General features: G+C 73.2%; 14 protein-coding genes and 1 rRNA gene. 11 read left to right on the forward strand and 4 right to left on the reverse strand.

The genetic code is table 11. The features are described 5' to 3' along the window. Positions 1–65 precede the first annotated feature (65 nt). The 7 genes from rrf (at position 66) to C7C46_RS20025 (ending at position 6,979) form a co-directional block, all read left to right on the forward strand. Positions 66–182 (forward strand): 5S ribosomal RNA (gene rrf, locus C7C46_RS19995). Positions 183–395: 213 nt separating this feature from the next. Next, positions 396–1,106: an ABC transporter ATP-binding protein gene (locus C7C46_RS20000; protein WP_110671250.1), complete on the forward strand. Its 711-nt coding sequence runs from the start codon at positions 396–398 to the stop codon at positions 1,104–1,106. A gap of 166 nt (positions 1,107–1,272) precedes the next feature. Next, positions 1,273–2,148 carry an LppU/SCO3897 family protein gene (locus C7C46_RS20005; protein ID WP_110671251.1) on the forward strand — a complete coding sequence of 292 codons (876 nt, stop codon included), beginning with the start codon at positions 1,273–1,275 and terminating at the stop codon, positions 2,146–2,148. A 201-nt stretch (positions 2,149–2,349) separates the two neighbouring features. Continuing rightward, a complete protein-coding gene (locus C7C46_RS20010; RefSeq protein WP_110671252.1) occupies positions 2,350–5,070 on the forward strand; it encodes a sensor histidine kinase in 2,721 nt (906 codons plus the stop codon). Beyond that, positions 5,067–5,747, forward strand: a complete 681-nt coding sequence (locus C7C46_RS20015) for a response regulator (RefSeq protein WP_110671253.1) — start codon at positions 5,067–5,069, stop codon at positions 5,745–5,747. The genes C7C46_RS20010 and C7C46_RS20015 overlap by 4 nt, the downstream gene beginning before the upstream one ends. Before the next feature lie 96 nt (positions 5,748–5,843). Then, on the forward strand, positions 5,844–6,251 hold the full coding sequence (locus tag C7C46_RS20020; RefSeq protein WP_110671254.1) for an OB-fold nucleic acid binding domain-containing protein: 408 nt from the start codon (positions 5,844–5,846) through the stop codon (positions 6,249–6,251). Then, positions 6,248–6,979 (forward strand): DUF3159 domain-containing protein, encoded by a 732-nt coding sequence (locus tag C7C46_RS20025; RefSeq protein ID WP_245984565.1) that lies wholly within the window; start codon positions 6,248–6,250, stop codon positions 6,977–6,979. Before C7C46_RS20020 ends, C7C46_RS20025 begins: the two co-directional genes overlap by 4 nt. Before the next feature lie 58 nt (positions 6,980–7,037). Here the strand turns inward: C7C46_RS20025 and C7C46_RS20030 are convergent, their stop codons facing one another. Both C7C46_RS20030 and C7C46_RS20035 read right to left on the reverse strand, forming a co-directional pair. Continuing rightward, complete coding sequence (locus C7C46_RS20030) at positions 7,038–7,703, reverse strand: potassium channel family protein (protein WP_110671255.1); 666 nt, start codon at positions 7,701–7,703, stop codon at positions 7,038–7,040. Beyond that, on the reverse strand, positions 7,703–8,398 hold the full coding sequence (locus tag C7C46_RS20035; RefSeq protein WP_110671256.1) for a potassium channel family protein: 696 nt from the start codon (positions 8,396–8,398) through the stop codon (positions 7,703–7,705). Before C7C46_RS20035 ends, C7C46_RS20030 begins: the two co-directional genes overlap by 1 nt. Before the next feature lie 565 nt (positions 8,399–8,963). Here C7C46_RS20035 and C7C46_RS20040 point away from each other — a divergent pair. Further along, complete coding sequence (locus C7C46_RS20040) at positions 8,964–10,265, forward strand: class I SAM-dependent RNA methyltransferase (protein WP_245984589.1); 1,302 nt, start codon at positions 8,964–8,966, stop codon at positions 10,263–10,265. A gap of 7 nt (positions 10,266–10,272) precedes the next feature. On the opposite strand, the gene C7C46_RS20045 is transcribed toward C7C46_RS20040, so the two are convergent. Then, complete coding sequence (locus C7C46_RS20045) at positions 10,273–10,947, reverse strand: sirohydrochlorin chelatase (protein ID WP_245984567.1); 675 nt, start codon at positions 10,945–10,947, stop codon at positions 10,273–10,275. Continuing rightward, positions 10,944–12,071, reverse strand: coding sequence for a uroporphyrinogen-III synthase (locus C7C46_RS20050; RefSeq protein ID WP_110671257.1), 1,128 nt, complete (start codon positions 12,069–12,071; stop codon positions 10,944–10,946). The genes C7C46_RS20045 and C7C46_RS20050 overlap by 4 nt, the downstream gene beginning before the upstream one ends. A 277-nt stretch (positions 12,072–12,348) precedes the next feature. Here C7C46_RS20050 and nirB point away from each other — a divergent pair, with 277 nt between their 5' ends. The 3 genes from nirB to C7C46_RS20065 are packed head-to-tail and all read left to right on the forward strand — an operon-like array spanning position 12,349 to position 16,597. Continuing rightward, complete coding sequence (gene nirB, locus C7C46_RS20055) at positions 12,349–14,871, forward strand: nitrite reductase large subunit NirB (RefSeq protein WP_281278570.1); 2,523 nt, start codon at positions 12,349–12,351, stop codon at positions 14,869–14,871. Next, entirely contained in the window at positions 14,868–15,236 is a 369-nt protein-coding gene (gene nirD, locus C7C46_RS20060) for a nitrite reductase small subunit NirD (protein ID WP_110671259.1), read from the forward strand. The genes nirB and nirD overlap by 4 nt, the downstream gene beginning before the upstream one ends. Then, the gene (locus tag C7C46_RS20065) at positions 15,233–16,597 is read left to right on the forward strand and encodes an MFS transporter (RefSeq protein WP_110671260.1); all 1,365 of its coding nucleotides are present in this window, start codon (positions 15,233–15,235) and stop codon (positions 16,595–16,597) included. Before nirD ends, C7C46_RS20065 begins: the two co-directional genes overlap by 4 nt. Positions 16,598–16,680: the final 83 nt, after the last annotated feature.

Below are 16,680 nucleotides of genomic sequence, written 5' to 3' on the forward strand. Positions count from 1 at the left end.
TTCTGAAACAACGACCCCCGCCCGGGAAGTCTTGTGGGTGGGTGCGGCCGATAGTTTCATAGTGTTTCGGTGGTCATAGCGTGAGGGAAACGCCCGGTTACATTCCGAACCCGGAAGCTAAGCCTTACAGCGCCGATGGTACTGCAGGGGGGACCCTGTGGGAGAGTAGGACGCCGCCGAACAATCTTTCAGAAGAAGCCTCCAGCCTTTATGGCTGGGGGCTTCTTCGCGTTTTGGGTGTGTACAGCCAAGCGTGCGCGGTTCGAGCAGTCTGTACCCGGCGACTGCGCGCGAGAATCTTGACCCCGCCCGGCTGCAACTCCCCGTTTCGGGGTTACCGTACAGATCGTCAGTACGGGGGAACGGCCATGGAGCCGAAGCGAAGGGGAGACGCGATGAGTGAGCAGCAGGGACGGGGCACCGCCACCACGCTGGCACCCATGGTAGAGGTCGAGGACGTCTGGCGCAGCTTCGGCAGCGGTCCGACCGCGGTGCACGCGCTGCGTGGGGTCTCCTTCGCGGTCGGCCGGGGTGAGTTGACGGCGCTGCGCGGGCGCTCGGGCTCGGGCAAGACCACCCTGCTCAACCTGGTGGGCGGGCTGGACGCGCCCACCTCGGGGCGGATCACTCTGGACGGAGCAGACCTGGCGGCCCTGGACGAGGCGGGCCGGCTGGCGTTGCGCCGGGACCGGATCGGCTTCGTCTTCCAGTCCTTCGGGCTGATCCCGATCCTGTCTGCGGCGGAGAACGTCGGCGTGCCGATGCGGCTGCGCAAGGTGCCCGCCGAGCAGCGGGATGAGCGGGTGGCGGCCCTCCTCAATCTGGTGGGCCTGGCCGAGCACACCCAGCAGCGGCCGACCGAGATGTCCGGGGGCCAGCAGCAGCGCGTCGCGATCGCCCGGGCGCTGGCCAACGAGCCCGCGCTGATCATCGCGGACGAGCCGACCGGTCAGCTGGACTCGGAGACCGGCCGCTCGGTGATGGAACTGCTGCGCGAGGTGGTGCGGAGCGAGGGCGTGACCGTGCTGGTCGCCACCCACGACCCGCAGCTGATGGAGCTGGCGGACCGGGTGGTCGAGCTGCGCGACGGCCACATCGTGGAGTAGCCGGCCGGCTGAGTAGTGGTCAGGGTGGATCACGATTGGGCAACTGATCGAGGATCGGGTCCGGTACGTCCTTATTCGGTTCTTACGAGCCCCGTGGCCCCGATAAAGTCGCGGTTCTAGCTGCGCTTCGCGGCCGCCACCATCAGCTCTTCACCGGGGGATCACCTTGTCCACTCCGCTGCCGACCGGCGCATACCCGCCTCCGCCCGCCCAGGGTTTCGGGCCGCCTGCCCAGGGTTTCGGACCGCCCGCCGACGCCTACCAGGCCCCGGCGGCCGGTCAGGCCCCGTACGGGTACGGCGGACTGCCCCAGCAGCAGGGTGCGCAGGCCGGCTGGCAGCAGCCGGTCCAGCAGCAGCCCTACCCCCAGGGCTACCAGCAGGGTTGGCCGGCCACCGATGAGCAGGGCACGCTGCGCTGCCGGTTCTGCGGCTCGGTGCCTGCGGTCCAGGCGACCTTCTACGGGCACCAGGGTCTGCTGATCATCATGCGGTTCCTCAGCCGCAGCGGGCCGTTCTGCCGCGACTGCGGCATCGCCACCCACCGGCAGATGGTGGCCAACAGCCTCTGGCAGGGATGGTGGGGCCTGCTCTCCGCGCTGATCAACCCGCTCACCATGCTGCGGAACCTCCCGCAGCGCGCGAAGGTCAACAAGCTGCCCCCGCCGATGCCGGGCGGGCCGAGCGTGCCGATGAACCCGGGTCGCTCGCTCTTCCTGCGCCCGGCGATCCTCGGGCTGCTGGTTCCGGTGGTGGCGATTGGCCTGTTCGTCTACTCGTCCAAGCACGACCCGGACTACGCCAAGGTCGGTGACTGCGTCCAGAACAAGGCGGGCGCGGTGTCGGCCGGGGTCGAGGACCGTCACCCCGACGTGCAGGTGATCAGCTGCTCCGACCCCGCGGCCGAGGCCCGGGTGGTCGGAAAGCTGGACAACACCAGCTCGCCGAAGGTGGACTGCGAGAAGTTCGCGGATGCGGACGGCTACTACGTCAAGGAGGGGTCGGGCGGCTACACGCTCTGCCTGCACTTCCTCAAGCCGTAGTCGCAGCCCCCAGCGCCTCGCCTCGCCCCGCCCCGCCGACTCCTAGGCGGGGCGGTTGCGTCAAAAAGGCGCTAAATATGACTGTCGACCAGCCAGATCGAAGGCGAACGTCCCAGTACCCCGTAGTCTCGGGAGCGCGAGCGAGCGCGAAGAGCTGTCCGGGAACGGTCCCCGGACCGGGCCGGCTCAAGGACGGGACGCATGGCACGCGGACGGCTGCGGATCTACCTGGGGGCGGCACCGGGGGTCGGGAAGACCTACGCGATGCTGGCCGAGGCGCACCGCAGGCTGTCCCGGGGGACGGACGTGGTGGTCGGCTTCGTGGAGACCCACAGCCGGGCCAACACCGCCGAACTGCTGCACGGCCTCGAGGCGGTGCCGCGCCGGGTGATGGAGCACCGGGGTGCCGAGTTCACCGAGCTCGACCTGGACGCGCTGCTGGCCCGCCGTCCGCAGGTGGCGCTGGTCGACGAGCTGGCCCACACCAACGTCCCGGGCTGCCGCCACGACAAGCGCTGGCAGGACGTCGAGGAACTGCTGGCGGCTGGGATCGACGTGATCTCCACCGTCAACATCCAGCACCTGGAGTCGCTGGGCGACGTGGTCGAGGGCATCACCGGGGTCCGCCAGCGCGAGACGGTGCCGGACGAGGTGGTGCGCCGGGCCGACCAGATTGAGCTTGTCGACATGTCGCCTCAGGCACTGCGCCGCCGGCTGGCGCACGGCAACGTGTACGCCCCGGAGAAGATCGACGCCGCGCTCTCCAACTACTTCCGTCCGGGCAACCTGACGGCGCTGCGCGAGCTGGCGCTGCTGTGGACCGCCGACCGGGCGGACGAGTACCTGCAGACGTACCGGGCCGAGCACGGCATCGACAGCACCTGGCAGGCCCGGGAGCGGATCGTGGTCGGCCTGACCGGCGGGCCCGAGGGGGCCACGCTGATCCGGCGGGCGGCCCGGATCGCGGCCAAGGGCTCGGGCAGTGAACTGCTGGCGGTGCACATCGCCCGCTCCGACGGGCTGGCGGGTGCCGCCTCCCCGCAGGCGCTGATCGAGCAGCGGGCCCTGGTGGAGAGCCTGGGCGGCAGCTTCCACACCGTGCTGGGGGACGACCCGGCACCGGCCCTGCTGGACTTCGCCCGCGGGGTCCACGCGACCCAGATCGTGCTCGGCTCCAGCCGCCGCAAGGCCTGGCAGTACGCCTACGGTCCGGGGGTCGGCTCCACGGTGGCCCGCGACTCGGGCGACGTCGACGTGCACATCGTCACCCACGAGCACGTGGCGCACGGGCGACGCCGGCGGATCCCGATCCGCAAGGTGACCGACCTGGGCCGGCCGCGGACCATCACCGGCTGGCTGATCGGGGTGGTCGGGCCGCCGCTGCTGGCGCTGCTGCTGACCCACCTGCACGGTCCCGGCCTGCCCGCCGACATGCTGCTGTTCCTGTCGGTGACGGTGCTGGCGGCGCTGGTCGGCGGGCTGTTCCCGGCGATCGCCTCGGCGCTGGTCGGCTCGACCGCGCTGAACTACTACTTCACGCCGCCGATCCACACCCTGTCCATCAACGACCCGCAGAACATCCTGGCGGTGGTGATCTTCACCGGTGTGGGCATCTCGGTGGCGACCGTGGTGGACGTGGCGGCCCGGCGCACCCACGAGGCGGCCCGCAGCCAGGCCGAGGCGCAGACACTCAGCGCACTGGCGGGCACCGTGCTGCGTGGTGCTCCCGGCGGCGAGGGCCTGCTGAACGCACTTCTGGACCAGGTCCGGGAGACCTTCCAGCAGGAGTCGGTGGCGCTGCTGGAACGGGCCGACGAGCACTCGCCCTGGCAGCCGGCCGCGACCGCCGGCACCGGGGCCCCGGCCCGTCCGGAGGATGCCGACGTGGACGTGCCGGTGGGCGAGCACCTGGCCCTGGTGCTCCGCGGCCGGGTGCTGCCGGCCGCCGACCGCCGGCTGCTGGGCGCCTTCGCGGTGCAGGCCGCGGTGCTGCTGGAGCGTCGCCGACTGGCCAAGGAGGCGGCCGCGGCCCGCCGCCAGGCCGAGGGCAACCGGATCCGTACCGCCCTGCTGGCGGCGGTCTCGCACGACCTGCGCACTCCGCTGGCCGGGATCAAGGCGGCGGTCTCCTCGCTGCGCGCCGAGGACGTGGAGTGGGACCCGGCCGACGAGGCCGAGCTGCTGGCCGGGATCGAGGCCGGTGCCGACCGACTGGACCACCTGATCAACAACCTGCTGGACATGAGCCGGCTGCAGACCGGCACGGTGACCCCGCTGATCCAGGAGGTGGACCTGGACGAGGTGGTGCCGATGGCGCTCGGCGGGGTGCCCTCGGGGGCGGTGCGGCTGGACATCCCGGAGCACCTGCCGATGGTGCCGGCCGACGCGGGGCTGCTGGAGCGGGCGCTAGCCAACTTGGTCGAGAACGCCGTGAAGTACAGCCCGGTGGACCAGAAGGTGCTGGTCAAGGCCGATGCACTGGACCTGCCGGCCGGTCCCGGCCGGGTCGAGGTGCGGGTGGTGGACCGCGGTCCCGGGGTGCCGGAGGAGGCCCGGGAACGGATCTTCGCGCCGTTCCAGCGCTACGGCGACGCGCCGCGCGGCGCCGGGGTGGGCCTGGGCCTGGCGGTGGCCCGGGGCTTCGTGGAGTCGATGGGCGGCACGCTGACGGCCGAGGACACCCCCGGCGGCGGCCTGACCATGGTGGTCTCGCTGCCCGTCGTCGAGCGCCGGCCCGAGCCGCCGGAGCCGACCGAGCCGACCGTGCCAACCGAGTCGCCGGAGCAGCCCGAGCAGCCCGAGCAGCCCGAGCAGCCCAAGTCCGACCAGTCCGCGTCCGACCAGCCTGAGCCGCCTGCGGCGGAGCGTCCCCAGAACAACCAGAACAACCCACTCGCCCCCCGAAAGGCGGAGCTCGCATGACCCGGGTCCTCGTCGTGGACGACGAACCGCAGATCGTCCGCGCCCTGGTGATCAACCTCAAGGCGCGCAAGTACGAGGTGGACGCGGCGCACGACGGCGCCGGCGCGCTGGAGCTGGCCGCGGCCCGGCACCCCGACGTGGTGGTGCTCGACCTGGGCCTTCCCGACATGGACGGGGTCGAGGTGATCAGGGGCCTGCGCGGCTGGACCCGGGTGCCGATCATCGTGCTGTCCGCCCGGCACGCCTCGGACGAGAAGGTGGAGGCGCTGGACGCGGGGGCCGACGACTACGTGACCAAGCCGTTCGGCATGGACGAGCTGCTGGCCCGGATGCGGGCCGCGGTGCGCCGGGCCGAGCCGGTGGCCGGCGAGGACGACTCGCTGGTGACCACCGAGGCGTTCACCGTCGACCTGGCGGCCAAGAAGGTCAACCGGGACGGCGCGGACGTCCGCCTCACTCCGACCGAGTGGCACCTGCTGGAGGTGCTGGTGCGCAACGCCGGCCGGCTGGTCAGCCAGACCCAGCTGCTGCAGGAGGTCTGGGGTCCGGCCTACCGCACCGAGACCAACTACCTGCGGGTCTACCTGGCCCAGCTGCGCCGCAAGCTCGAGCTGGACCCCTCGCCCCCCCGCCACTTCATCACCGAGGCAGGCATGGGCTACCGCTTCGAACCGTGATCCGCCGGAGTGACGGCACTCCACGGGCGCCCCACAGCACCCCACGGCGCCTCACGGGCTCCTCGCGGCGGGGGGTGCAGCCGGTACCCTTCCGGCATGAGTGGTAACAGCAGCGACCAGCGGCCGGGCCGCCTGCGTCGGATGCTCGCCCGGTTCGCCGCCGGGCCCGAGCAGCCGCAGGCGGCCCGGCCGCACCCGGACGCGGGGGAGGCCGACAGCACCCCGATCGCCCAGGCGGGTGATCGCGAGGAGGTGACCGTCGCCGGCGTCCTGCGCACCGTCACGGTCCGTCCGCGCGCGGGTGTGCCGGCCCTGGAGGCCGAGCTCTTCGACGGGACGGACGCGTTGGACGTGGTCTGGCTCGGTCGCCGCTCGATCGCCGGGATAGAGTCCGGCCGCCGGCTCACCGCCAGTGGCCGGGTCAGCCTCGCACGCGGGCGTCGCGTGCTCTTCAACCCTCGCTACGAGCTGCGTCCGGTGGGACAGGGGAGCGATCACCAGTGACCGAACAGCCCACTGCGGTGGAGGCCACCGCGACCACGGAGCCGGCCGAGACGGCCGAGCAGGTGGCCGCGCGCGAGCAGCAGGCCACCCGGGAGGCGGCCGACTCGATCATGACGGCCTTCGGCGGGGTCCGGGGCATGATCGACATCACCCTGCCGAGCCTGGTCTTCATCGTCACCTTCAACCTCACCCACAACGTGGCCGACGCCGCCTGGGGGGCGCTCGGACTGAGCGCCGTCCTCGTGGTGCTGCGGCTGCTGCGGCGGGAGAGCCTGCAGCACGCCTTCAGCGGGGTCTTCGGGGTGGCGATCGGCGCCTGGATCTCGATGAAGACCGGCAAGGCGGAGAACTTCTACCTGCCGGGCCTGCTCTGGAACGTCGGCTACTGCGTGGCCCTGGCGATCTCCGCGCTGGTCCGCTGGCCGCTGATCGGCCTGTCGCTGGGCCCGGTGACCGGTGAGATGTTCACCTGGCGCACCCAGAACCCGGGCCGACTGGCCGCCTACACCAAGGCCACCTGGGCCTGGGTGGTGATCATGGGCCTGAAGCCGCTGATCCTCTTCCCGCTCTACTTCACCCACAACGTCAACCTGCTGGGCTGGCTGAAGGTGGCGCTGGGCATCCCGCCGCTGGTGCTGGCGATGTACGTGACCTGGCGGATCCTGCTCACCGCGCCGCCGCCGATCAAGGCGGAGCTCCCGCAGGACGAGGACGAGGAGCGGTCCTGACGCACCGGTGGGCCGGTACCCCCACAGGGGTACCGGCCCACCGTCGTGTCCGCCGGGGCTACCGGGCGCCGGCCGAGAGCAGCGCCTCCAGCTCCTCCTCGCGCTCCTGCGCGGCCACGAAGAGCAGCTCGTCGCCGCCCTGCAGGACGTCGTCGCGGCCCGGCACCAGCACCCGGCCGCCGCGGATGATGGTCACCAGCGCGGTGTCGCCCGGCCAGGTGACCCCGCCCACCTGGGTGCCGACCAGCTGGGCGTCCTCCGCCAGGGTCAGCTCGACCAGGTTGGCGTTGCCCTGGCTGAACCGCATCAGCCGGACCAGGTCGCCGACGCTGACGGCCTCCTCGACCAGCGCGGACATCAGGCGCGGGGTGGAGACCGCCACGTCCACGCCCCAGGACTCGTTGAAGAGCCACTCATTCTTGGGGTTGTTCACCCGGGCGACCACCCGCGGCACCCCGTACTCGGTCTTGGCCAGCAGCGAGACGACCAGGTTGACCTTGTCGTCACCGGTGGCCGCGATCACCACGTGGCAGCGCTGCAGCGCGGCCTCGTCCAGCGAGGTGATCTCGCAGGCGTCGGCCAGCAGCCACTCGGCCATCGGCACCCGCTCCACCGAGATGGAGTTGGGGTTCTTGTCCACGAGCAGCACCTCGTGGCCGTTCTCCAGCAGCTCGCCGGCGATCGACCGGCCGACGGCGCCCGCACCCGCAATCGCGACCCGCATCAGTTCGCCTCCTTCGAGCCGTTCGCGGCCGAGCCGTTCGACTCCGGGCCCTTCGAGAACGCCGCCTCGACGGCGGCCAGATCGGCCCGGCGCAGCATCACCTGCACCAGGTCGCCCTCCTGCACCACCATCTGGGCGGTGGGCAGCACGCCCTCGCCCAGCCGGGTGACGAAGGCGATCCGGGCCCCGGCGGCCTGCTCCAGGTCGGCCAGCGGGTGGCCGACCCAGGACGGGTGGAACGCCACCTCGGCCAACTGGACGGTGCCGCTGGGGTCCTGCCAGAGCGGCTCGGCGCCGGCCGGCAGCAGGCGGCGCAGCATCTGGTCGGCGGTCCACCGCACGGTGGCCACGGTCGGGATGCCCAGGCGCTGGTAGACCTCGGCGCGGCGGGGGTCGTAGATCCGGGCCGCGACGTGCTCGACGCCGAAGTTCTCCCGGGCCACCCGGGCCGCGATGATGTTGGAGTTGTCGCCGCTGCTGACCGCAGCGAAGGCGCCGGCCTCCTCGATGCCGGCTTCGCGCAGGGTGTCCTGGTCGAAGCCGACGCCGGTGACCCGGCGGCCGTTGAAGCCGGAGCCGAGGCGGCGGAAGGCGGTGGGGTCCTGGTCGACCACGGCCACCGAGTGGCCCTGCTTCTCCAGGGCGCGGGCGAGCGCGGATCCGACCCGCCCGCAGCCCATGATCACGATGTGCACGGTGCTCTTACCTCACCCGTCTCGTTGGGCTGTTGACCTGCGCAAACACCGTTCGGTTTCCTTCCGTGCCGGCGCCCGGGCGCGGCTGTCCTGGTGCCGCATCCGCCACAGGGATGCGGCTCGGCAACGTCAGTGTTGCCCGTCAGCTGGCCATCCGACACTATCCGGTCCGTAGAACAAGGTCTCGACGGGCGGCCATGATGGTGGATTCCGGAACCATACGGTCCGAAACGGCGGGGCGTTCGCGCGGGCACCGCGGCCGGGCGTGGCACGGTACCGTCGGGTGTTCGCCCCGATGCCATGCCGACGCCAGCAAGGACCACCTCACGTGACTCGCAACACCCCGCCCCGTTCCTCCGGCCGGCCGCGCCCGAACGCCAAGGGCAGCAAGGTCGGTCAGGTCGCCAGGCCGCGTTGGTCGGCCCAGCCGGGCGAGGCGAAGGCAGCCGAGGCCCGGAGCCCGGAAACGAAGGCGGCCGCCCCCCGGAGCCCGCAGGCGAAGGCGGCTGCGCCCCGGGGCTCGCAGGCCAAGGCCGCCGCGCCCCGGGGTCCGGGCGGCGAGCCGCTGGTCGGCGAGCGCTACGAGGTCGAGATCGGCGCGGTGGCGCACGGCGGCGGCCACTGCGTGGCCCGGCACGAGGGCCGGGTGCTCTTCGTGCGGCACGCGCTGCCCGGCGAGCGGGTGGTGGTCGAGGTGACCGAGGGCACCACCAAGTCCCGGTTCCTGCGCGCGGACGCGGTCGAGGTGCTGTCCCCCGCCAAGGACCGGATCGAGCCGCCGTGCCGGTTCGCCGGCCCCGGCAAGTGCGGCGGCTGCGACTGGCAGCACGTCACGCCGGGCGGCCAGCGCAAGCTCAAGGCGGCGGTGCTGACCGAGCAGCTGGCCCAGCTGGCCGGCCTGACCCCGGCGGAGGCCGGCTGGGACGGCAGCGTGGAGCCGGTGGGCGGCAAGCCGGCGCCCGGCCAGGTCCCTGCCTGGCGCACCCGGGTGCAGTACACGGTGGACCCCGAGAGCGGCCGGGTGGGCCTGCGCAAGCACCGCTCGCACGAGGTGCAGCTGGTCGACCGCTGCCTGATCGCCGCCGAGGGCATCACCGAGCTGGGCATCGAGTCCCGGGACTGGACCGGGCTGGCCTCGGTGGAGGCGATCGCCGCCACCGGCTCCTCGGACCGCCAGCTGGTGCTGCGCCCGCTGCCCGGCGAGCAGCTGCCGCTGGTCGAGCTGGACCGGCCGGTCTCGCTCACCCGGGTGGACCAGCAGGAGCTGTACCACCGGGTGCACGGGCGCAACTTCGTGCGCGAGCGGGCGGTCGAGCGGACCTGGCGGGTCAGCAACGGCGGCTTCTGGCAGATCCACCCCGAGGCGCCGGACACCCTGGTGGACGCGGTGCTGGCGGGCCTGGACCCGCAGTGGGGCGAGAACGCGCTGGACCTGTACTGCGGGGTGGGCCTGTTCGCCGGTGCGCTGGCCGAGCGGGTCGGCGAGGAGGGCGCAGTGCTGGGCATCGAGTCCGGCAAGCAGGCGGTGGCCGACGCCCGGCACAACCTGGCCGGGCTGGAGCAGGTGCGGATCGAGTGCGACAAGGTGGAGACGCTGCTGCCGCGCACCGGGATCACCGAGACCGACCTGATCGTGCTGGACCCGCCGCGGGCCGGCGCCGGGCGGGAGACGGTGCGTCACCTGGCGAGCCTGTCGGCCCGTCGGATCGCCTACGTGGCCTGCGACCCGGCGGCCCTCGCCCGGGACTTGGCCTTCTTCGCCGAGGGCGGCTACCGGCCCGTCTCGCTGCGGGCCTTCGACCTGTTCCCGATGACCCATCACTTCGAGTGTGTGGCCATCCTGGAGCCGGCCTTCGGCCGCAGCTGACCCGCCCTCAGGCCGGCGCCCGGTCGTAGCGGTCCAGCACCAGCCGGGCCAGGTCGGCGTGGTCGCCCAGCGGTGCCGCGGTGAGGCAGCCGCCGCTGGCCGCGGCGCGGCGGGCGAAGAAGCCGGGGGCCAGCAGGTAGCTGGCCACCGCCACCCGGCGGTGGCCGGCGGCGCGCAGAGCCGCGACCGCCTCGGCCGGGGTGGGGGAGGCGGCGCACAGGTAGCCGGGGATGACCGGGCGGGCCAGCTCGGCGCCGAGCAGCTCGGCCATCGCGGCGGCGGCCGCGTTGCCCGCCGGGTCGGTGGAGCCGGCCGCGGCCAGCACCACCGCGTCCGCTGCCGGGCCGGCCTCGGCCAGCCGCGCGCCCAGGGCCCGCGCCAGCAGCGGGTCCGGCCCGAGCGGGCCGGCGGTGCGCACCCGCAGGTGGCCGGCCGCCGCGGCCACGGCGGGCAGGTCCACCTGGAGGTGGAAGCCGGTCCCGAGCAGCAGCGGCACCAGCACCGCGCTGCCGCGCAGGCCGGCCAGCACTTCGGCGGGCGCCGGGTCGGCGTGGTCGAGGAAGGCCAGGTGGGCCCGCAGGCCCGGGCGCTGGGCCCGCACCTCGGCCAGCAGCCGCTGGTAGGCGGCCACCCCGGCGGCGTCCCGGGTGCCGTGCGCGATCGCGACCAGGGCGGCCGTCACGCCGGCGCCAGCAGGCTGTAGCCGCGCTTGGGCACGGTGCGCACCAGGTGGGCGTGTTCGCCCAGCGCGCCGCGCAGCCGGGCGATCGCGGCCTCCACCGCGTGCTCGTCGGCCTGGGTGCCGATCCAGGCCCGGCGCAGCAGTTCGGCCCGGCTGAGCACGTGGCCGGGCTGCTCGGCCAGTACCCGCAGCACGGAGGCCAGCAGCGGGGGCAGCTGCACCGGTTCGGCGCCGTCGACCAGCACCGCGTTGCCCTGCAGCGTCACCAGGCTGGCCCCGACGCGCAGTTCGCGCCGGTTGCGCTGCGGCAGCACCTTCTCGATGGCGCGCACCATGGCGCCGAGGCGGCCGCGGTCCGGGCAGTGGGGGGTGATCCCGGCCTCCACCAGCGGCCGGGCGCAGACCGGGCCGACGCAGACCGGCAGCACCTGGCCGCGCAGCCCGGCCAGCACCTGGGCGCGCAGGTCGAGCTCGTCGGCGGTGGCGAGGAAGGCGGTGATCGCGGGGGCGCTGGTGAAGGTGAGCGCGTGCACCTCGCGGCGGGCGGTCTGCTCGACCAGTCGGCGCAGCGGGGCCGCGTCCTCGGGCGGGGCCCAGCGGTAGACCGGCACCGGGATCACCTCGGCGCCGCGCTCGCGCAGCGCGGCCGAGAAGCCGTCCAGCGGGGCGCCGTGCTCCTGCACGGCGATGCGTCTGCCCCGCAGGTCGCGGGCGAGCAGCCAGCCGAGCAACTCGTCGGTGGCCTCGGTGGCGGGCGACCAGGTCTCGCTCAGTCCGCCGGCCCGCACCGCGCCGGTGGCCTTGGGGCCGCGGGTGAGCACCACCGCACCGGCGCACACCTCGGCCAGCCGCGCGCCGTGGCCCCAGCCGTCGGCGGCGCTCAGCCAGCCGCGCCAGCCGACCCCGGTGGTGGCCACCACGTAGTCCAGGGGGGCCCGCAGGCACTGCTCGGTGGCCCGGCGCAGCGCCTCGTCGTCCTCCAGCGGCATGATCCGCAGGGCGGGGGCCTCGACCACCCTGGCGCCGCGCCGGCGCAGCAGCGCGACGAGCTCCTCGCGGCGGCGCGCGGCGGTCACGCCGATGGTGTAGCCGACCAAGGGGTTCGAAGGCTGAAGCGCAGTCATGCCGTGAGGCTCGGGCAGCACTGTTTCGCGCCCGTTGCGCACTGGTCACGTGCCGGTAAGCGCCCGGCGGCCCGCCGTTACGGGAGATTTCCTGGCGGTCACCCTGACCGGCCCCGCGGGTGAGCGGAACGTGCCGTCGGCGCAACAGGGGTGACCCGGCGGTGAAACAGCCCGCCGTCAGGCTCGGTGGCCAGCGGGACGACCTGCCGCCCCTGTTCACCACCACCCGAGGAGCTCGCTTGTGAGCGTCAAAGACCTGGTCCTGGTCGGCCACGGCATGGTCGGACAGCGGTTCCTGGAGGCCCTGTTCGAGCAGTCGGCCGACGAGGGGGAGCACCGCTGGCGGGTCACCGTGCTCGCCGAGGAGCCCCGCCCGGCCTACGACCGGGTGCACCTGACCTCCTGGTTCTCCGGCACCTCCGCCGAGGAACTCTCCCTCTGCCCGCCCGGTTTCCTGGCCGAGCACGGCATCGAGCTGCGCCTGGGCGAGCCGGCGGTGGCCATCGACCGGGCCGCGCGCACCGTGACCTGCGCGAGCGGCGCCGAACTGCGCTACGACGCGCTGGTGCTGGCCACCGGCTCGTACCCGTTCGTGCCGCCGGTGCCGGGGCACGACGCGGCGGGCTGCTTCGTCTACCGGACCATCGAGGACCTGGAGGCGATCAGCGCCGCGGCGGCCGGGGCCGGGGTCGGCGCGGTGGTCGGCGGCGGGCTGCTCGGCCTGGAGGCGGCCGGCGCGCTGACGGCGATGGGACTGCAGACCCACGTGGTGGAGTTCGCGCCGCGGCTGATGGCCCTTCAGGTGGACGACGGGGGCGGCGCGCTGCTCCGCCGCAAGATAGAGGACCTGGGCGTGCGGGTGCACACCGGCGCCGGCACCCAGCGGATCGAGGCCCACCCGGACGGCCGGGTCCGCTCGATGGCGCTCTCCGACGGCTCCGAGCTCGACGTGGACGTGGTGGTCTTCTCCGCCGGGGTGCGCCCGCGCGACCAGCTGGCCCGGGACTGCGGCCTCACGGTGGGCGAGCGCGGCGGCATCGCGGTGGACGAGCGGTGCCGCACCTCCGACGAGCACATCTGGGCGATCGGCGAGTGCGCGCTGGCGGTGGACGGCCGGGTCTACGGCCTGGTGGCCCCCGGGTACGCGATGGCCGAAGCGGCGGCCCGCGACCTGCTCGGCGCGGCCGGACAGTTCACCGGCGCGGACACCTCCACCAAGCTCAAGCTGCTGGGCGTGGACGTGGCCAGCTTCGGCGACGCGCTCGGCAGCACCCCGGGCGCGCTGGAGGTGCTCTACGCGGACAGCCGGGCCGGGGTCTACAAGAAACTGGTGGTCAGCGAGGACGGCTGCCTGCTGGGCGGGGTGCTGGTCGGCGAGGTGGACTCCTACGCCACGCTGCGCCCGCTGGCGCTGAGCCGGACCAAGCTGCCGATGCCGCCCGAGCAACTGCTGGTCCCGGCCGGTCCGAACAGCCACGGCCCGCTGGTGCTGCCCGACGAGGCAGTGGTCTGCTCCTGTCACAACGTCACCAAGGGCACCATCCGCGCGGCGGTCGCCGAGCAGGGCCTGCACACCGTCCCCGAGGTGAAGAAGTGCACCAAGGCCGGCAGCGGCTGCGGCAGCTGCGTCAAGCTGCTGGGCACCATCGTGGCCGAGGAGCTGGCGGCCGGCGGCATCGCGGTGGACCGCGGGCTGTGCGAGCACTTCGCGCACACCCGGGCCGAGCTGTACGAGATCGTCCGGGTCAAGGGGATCGCCGGCTTCTCCCGGCTGATCGACGAGCACGGCACCGGCGAGGGCTGCGAGGTCTGCAAGCCGGCCGTCGCCTCGATCCTGGCCAGCCTGGGCAACGGGCACGTGTTGGACGGCGAGCAGGCCGCGCTGCAGGACACCAACGACCACTTCCTGGCCAACCTGCAGCGCAACGGCTCCTACTCGGTGGTGCCCCGGGTGCCGGGCGGCGAGATCACCGCCGAGGGCCTGATCACCATCGGCGAGATCGCCCGCGACTACGGCCTGTACACCAAGATCACCGGAGGCCAGCGGATCGACCTGTTCGGTGCCAGCGTGGACCAGCTGCCCGGTATCTGGCGCCGCCTGGTGGAGGCCGGCTTCGAGTCCGGGCACGCCTACGGCAAGGCGCTGCGCACCGTGAAGTCCTGCGTCGGACAGACCTGGTGCCGCTACGGGGTGCAGGACTCGGTGGGGCTGGCGATCGAGCTGGAGCTGCGCTACCGCGGTCTGCGGGCCCCGCACAAGCTCAAGTCCGCGGTCTCCGGCTGCGCCCGCGAGTGCGCCGAGGCGCAGAGCAAGGACTTCGGCGTGATCGCCACCGCCGAGGGCTGGAACCTCTACGTCGGCGGCAACGGCGGCATGACGCCCCGTCACGCCGACCTGCTGGCCGCCGACCTGGACCGCGAGACGCTGATCCGCACCATCGACCGGTTCCTGATGTTCTACATCCGCACCGCGGACCGGCTGGAGCGCACCGCGCCCTGGCTGGACCGGCTGGAGGGCGGCCTGGACCACCTGCGGGCGGTGGTGATGGACGACTCGCTCGGAATCTGTTCCGAGCTGGACGAGTTGATGGCCCGCCATGTGGAGACGTACGAGGACGAGTGGGCGGCCACCCTGGCCGACCCCGACCGGGTGCGCAGGTTCGTCTCCTTCGCCAACGCGCCCGGTACCCCCGACCCGACGGTCCGCTTCGTTCCCGAGCGCGACCAGATCCGCCCTGCCCGGCCCGACGAGGACGGTCGCGTCCTGTTCGGCCCCAACCTGGAGGTGCGTAGCCGATGACCGCGGTGGAGATCGATGACGGACAGGGCTGGCGGCCGGTCTGCGAGCTCGACGACCTGATCGTCGGGCGCGGGGTGGCCGTGCTGCTGCCCGACGGTACCCAGGCGGCGGTGTTCCGCACCCGCGGCGACGAGCTGTTCGCGCTGGACAACCGGGACCCGTTCAGCGGCGCCTACGTGATGTCCCGCGGCCTGACCGGCAGCCGGGGCGGGGTTCCGGTGGTGGTCTCGCCGATGCTCAAGCAGGCCTTCGACCTGCGCACCGGGCAGTGCCTGGACGAGGAGAGCGCACCCGACGGCTCCCCGGCCGCCCTGCGCACCTGGCCGGTGCGGGCGGCCCAGGACGCCCTGGCGGTGGCCGGATGAGCGCCGCCGTGACCACCCCCGCCCCCACCACCGCCCGCCAGGGGCGCCGGATCGAGCTGTGGCAGCCCGAGGACACCGTGTTCTGGGAGCAGGCCGGGGCCCGGATCGCCCGGCGCAACCTGGTCTACTCGGTGCTCTCCGAGCACATCGGCTTCTCGGTCTGGAGCCTGTGGTCGGTGCTGGTGCTCTTCCTCGGCCCGAAGTACCACATCGACGCGGCCGGGAAGTTCACCCTCACCGCGCTGCCTACCGCGCTCGGCGCGGTGCTGCGGATCCCGTACACCTTCGCGGTGGCCCGGTTCGGCGGGCGCAACTGGACGGTGTTCAGCGCGCTGCTGCTGCTGGTGCCCACCGTGCTGGCCGGGGTGGTGCTGGAACCCGGGGTCTCGTACGGGACGCTGCTGCTGGTGGCCTGCCTGGCCGGGGTCGGCGGCGGCAACTTCGCCTCCTCGATGGCCAACATCAACGCCTTCTACCCGCAGCGGCTCAAGGGCTGGGCGCTGGGCGTGAACGCCGGCGGCGGCAATCTCGGGGTCCCGGCGGTGCAACTGCTCGGCCTGCTGGTGCTGGCCACCGCAGGTGCCGCCCACCCGCGGCTGGTGCCGCTGGTCTACCTGCCGCTGATCGTGCTGGCGGCGCTCGGCGCGGCGCTGCGGATGGACAACCTGGCGGCGCTGCGCAACGACCGCGGGGCGCTGCGGGAGGTGGCCCGGGAGCCGCACGCCTGGGCGGTCTCGGTGCTCTACATCGGCACCTTCGGCTCGTTCATCGGGTTCGGCTTCGCCTTCGGACAGGTCCTGCAGGTGCAGTTCCACCAGCAGTTCGACACCGCGGTGAAGGCCTCCTACCTGACCTTCCTCGGTCCGCTGCTGGGCTCGCTGATCCGCCCGGTCGGCGGGCTGCTGGCCGACCGGTTCGGCGGGGCGCGGGTGACCTTCTACACCTTCGCGGCGATGGCGGCGGGGGCCGGCGCGGTGCTGCTGGCCTCCCGGCAGCACTCGCTGGGCCTGTTCCTGGCCGGGTTCACCGCGCTCTTCGTGCTCAGCGGGCTCGGCAACGGCTCGACCTACAAGATGATCCCGGCGATCTTCCGGGCCGAGGCGGTCACGGCGGTGGCCGGCGGTGCGGACCCGGAGCTGGCCGAGCGGACGGCCCGGCGGCGCAGTACCGCGCTGATCGGCCTGGCGGGTGCGATCGGCGCCTTCGGCGGGGTGCTGGTCAACCTGGCTTTCCGGCAGTCGTTCCTGAGCTCGCACAACGGTGACGGCGCGTACCTGGCCTTCGTCGGCTACTACGCCCTCTGCCTGCTGCTGACCTGGGCGGTCTACCTGCGGCGGGGGGCGGCGGCCAGCGGGGTGTGACGCTCTGTCGATCTCCTGGTGAACGGGGCGCGAACGAGGGGCAATGCGCCCCCGTTCGCGCCCTTGTCGCGCTAGCGTCATCG

The sequence above is a fragment of the Streptomyces tateyamensis genome (assembly GCF_003205575.1).
Classification (GTDB): Bacteria; Actinomycetota; Actinomycetes; order Streptomycetales; family Streptomycetaceae; genus Kitasatospora; species Kitasatospora tateyamensis.

Coding starts and splice junctions, on each gene's coding strand:
- nirD (WP_110671259.1), top strand. CDS start 14,868: ATGACCGCGGTGGAGATCGATGACGGACAGGGCTGGCGGCCGGTCTGC.
- C7C46_RS20050 (WP_110671257.1), bottom strand. CDS start 12,071: ATGACTGCGCTTCAGCCTTCGAACCCCTTGGTCGGCTACACCATCGGC.
- C7C46_RS20020 (WP_110671254.1), top strand. CDS start 5,844: ATGAGTGGTAACAGCAGCGACCAGCGGCCGGGCCGCCTGCGTCGGATG.
- C7C46_RS20010 (WP_110671252.1), top strand. CDS start 2,350: ATGGCACGCGGACGGCTGCGGATCTACCTGGGGGCGGCACCGGGGGTC.
- nirB (WP_281278570.1), top strand. CDS start 12,349: ATGGTCGGACAGCGGTTCCTGGAGGCCCTGTTCGAGCAGTCGGCCGAC.
- C7C46_RS20015 (WP_110671253.1), top strand. CDS start 5,067: ATGACCCGGGTCCTCGTCGTGGACGACGAACCGCAGATCGTCCGCGCC.
- C7C46_RS20030 (WP_110671255.1), bottom strand. CDS start 7,703: ATGCGGGTCGCGATTGCGGGTGCGGGCGCCGTCGGCCGGTCGATCGCC.
- C7C46_RS20000 (WP_110671250.1), top strand. CDS start 396: ATGAGTGAGCAGCAGGGACGGGGCACCGCCACCACGCTGGCACCCATG.
- C7C46_RS20065 (WP_110671260.1), top strand. CDS start 15,233: ATGAGCGCCGCCGTGACCACCCCCGCCCCCACCACCGCCCGCCAGGGG.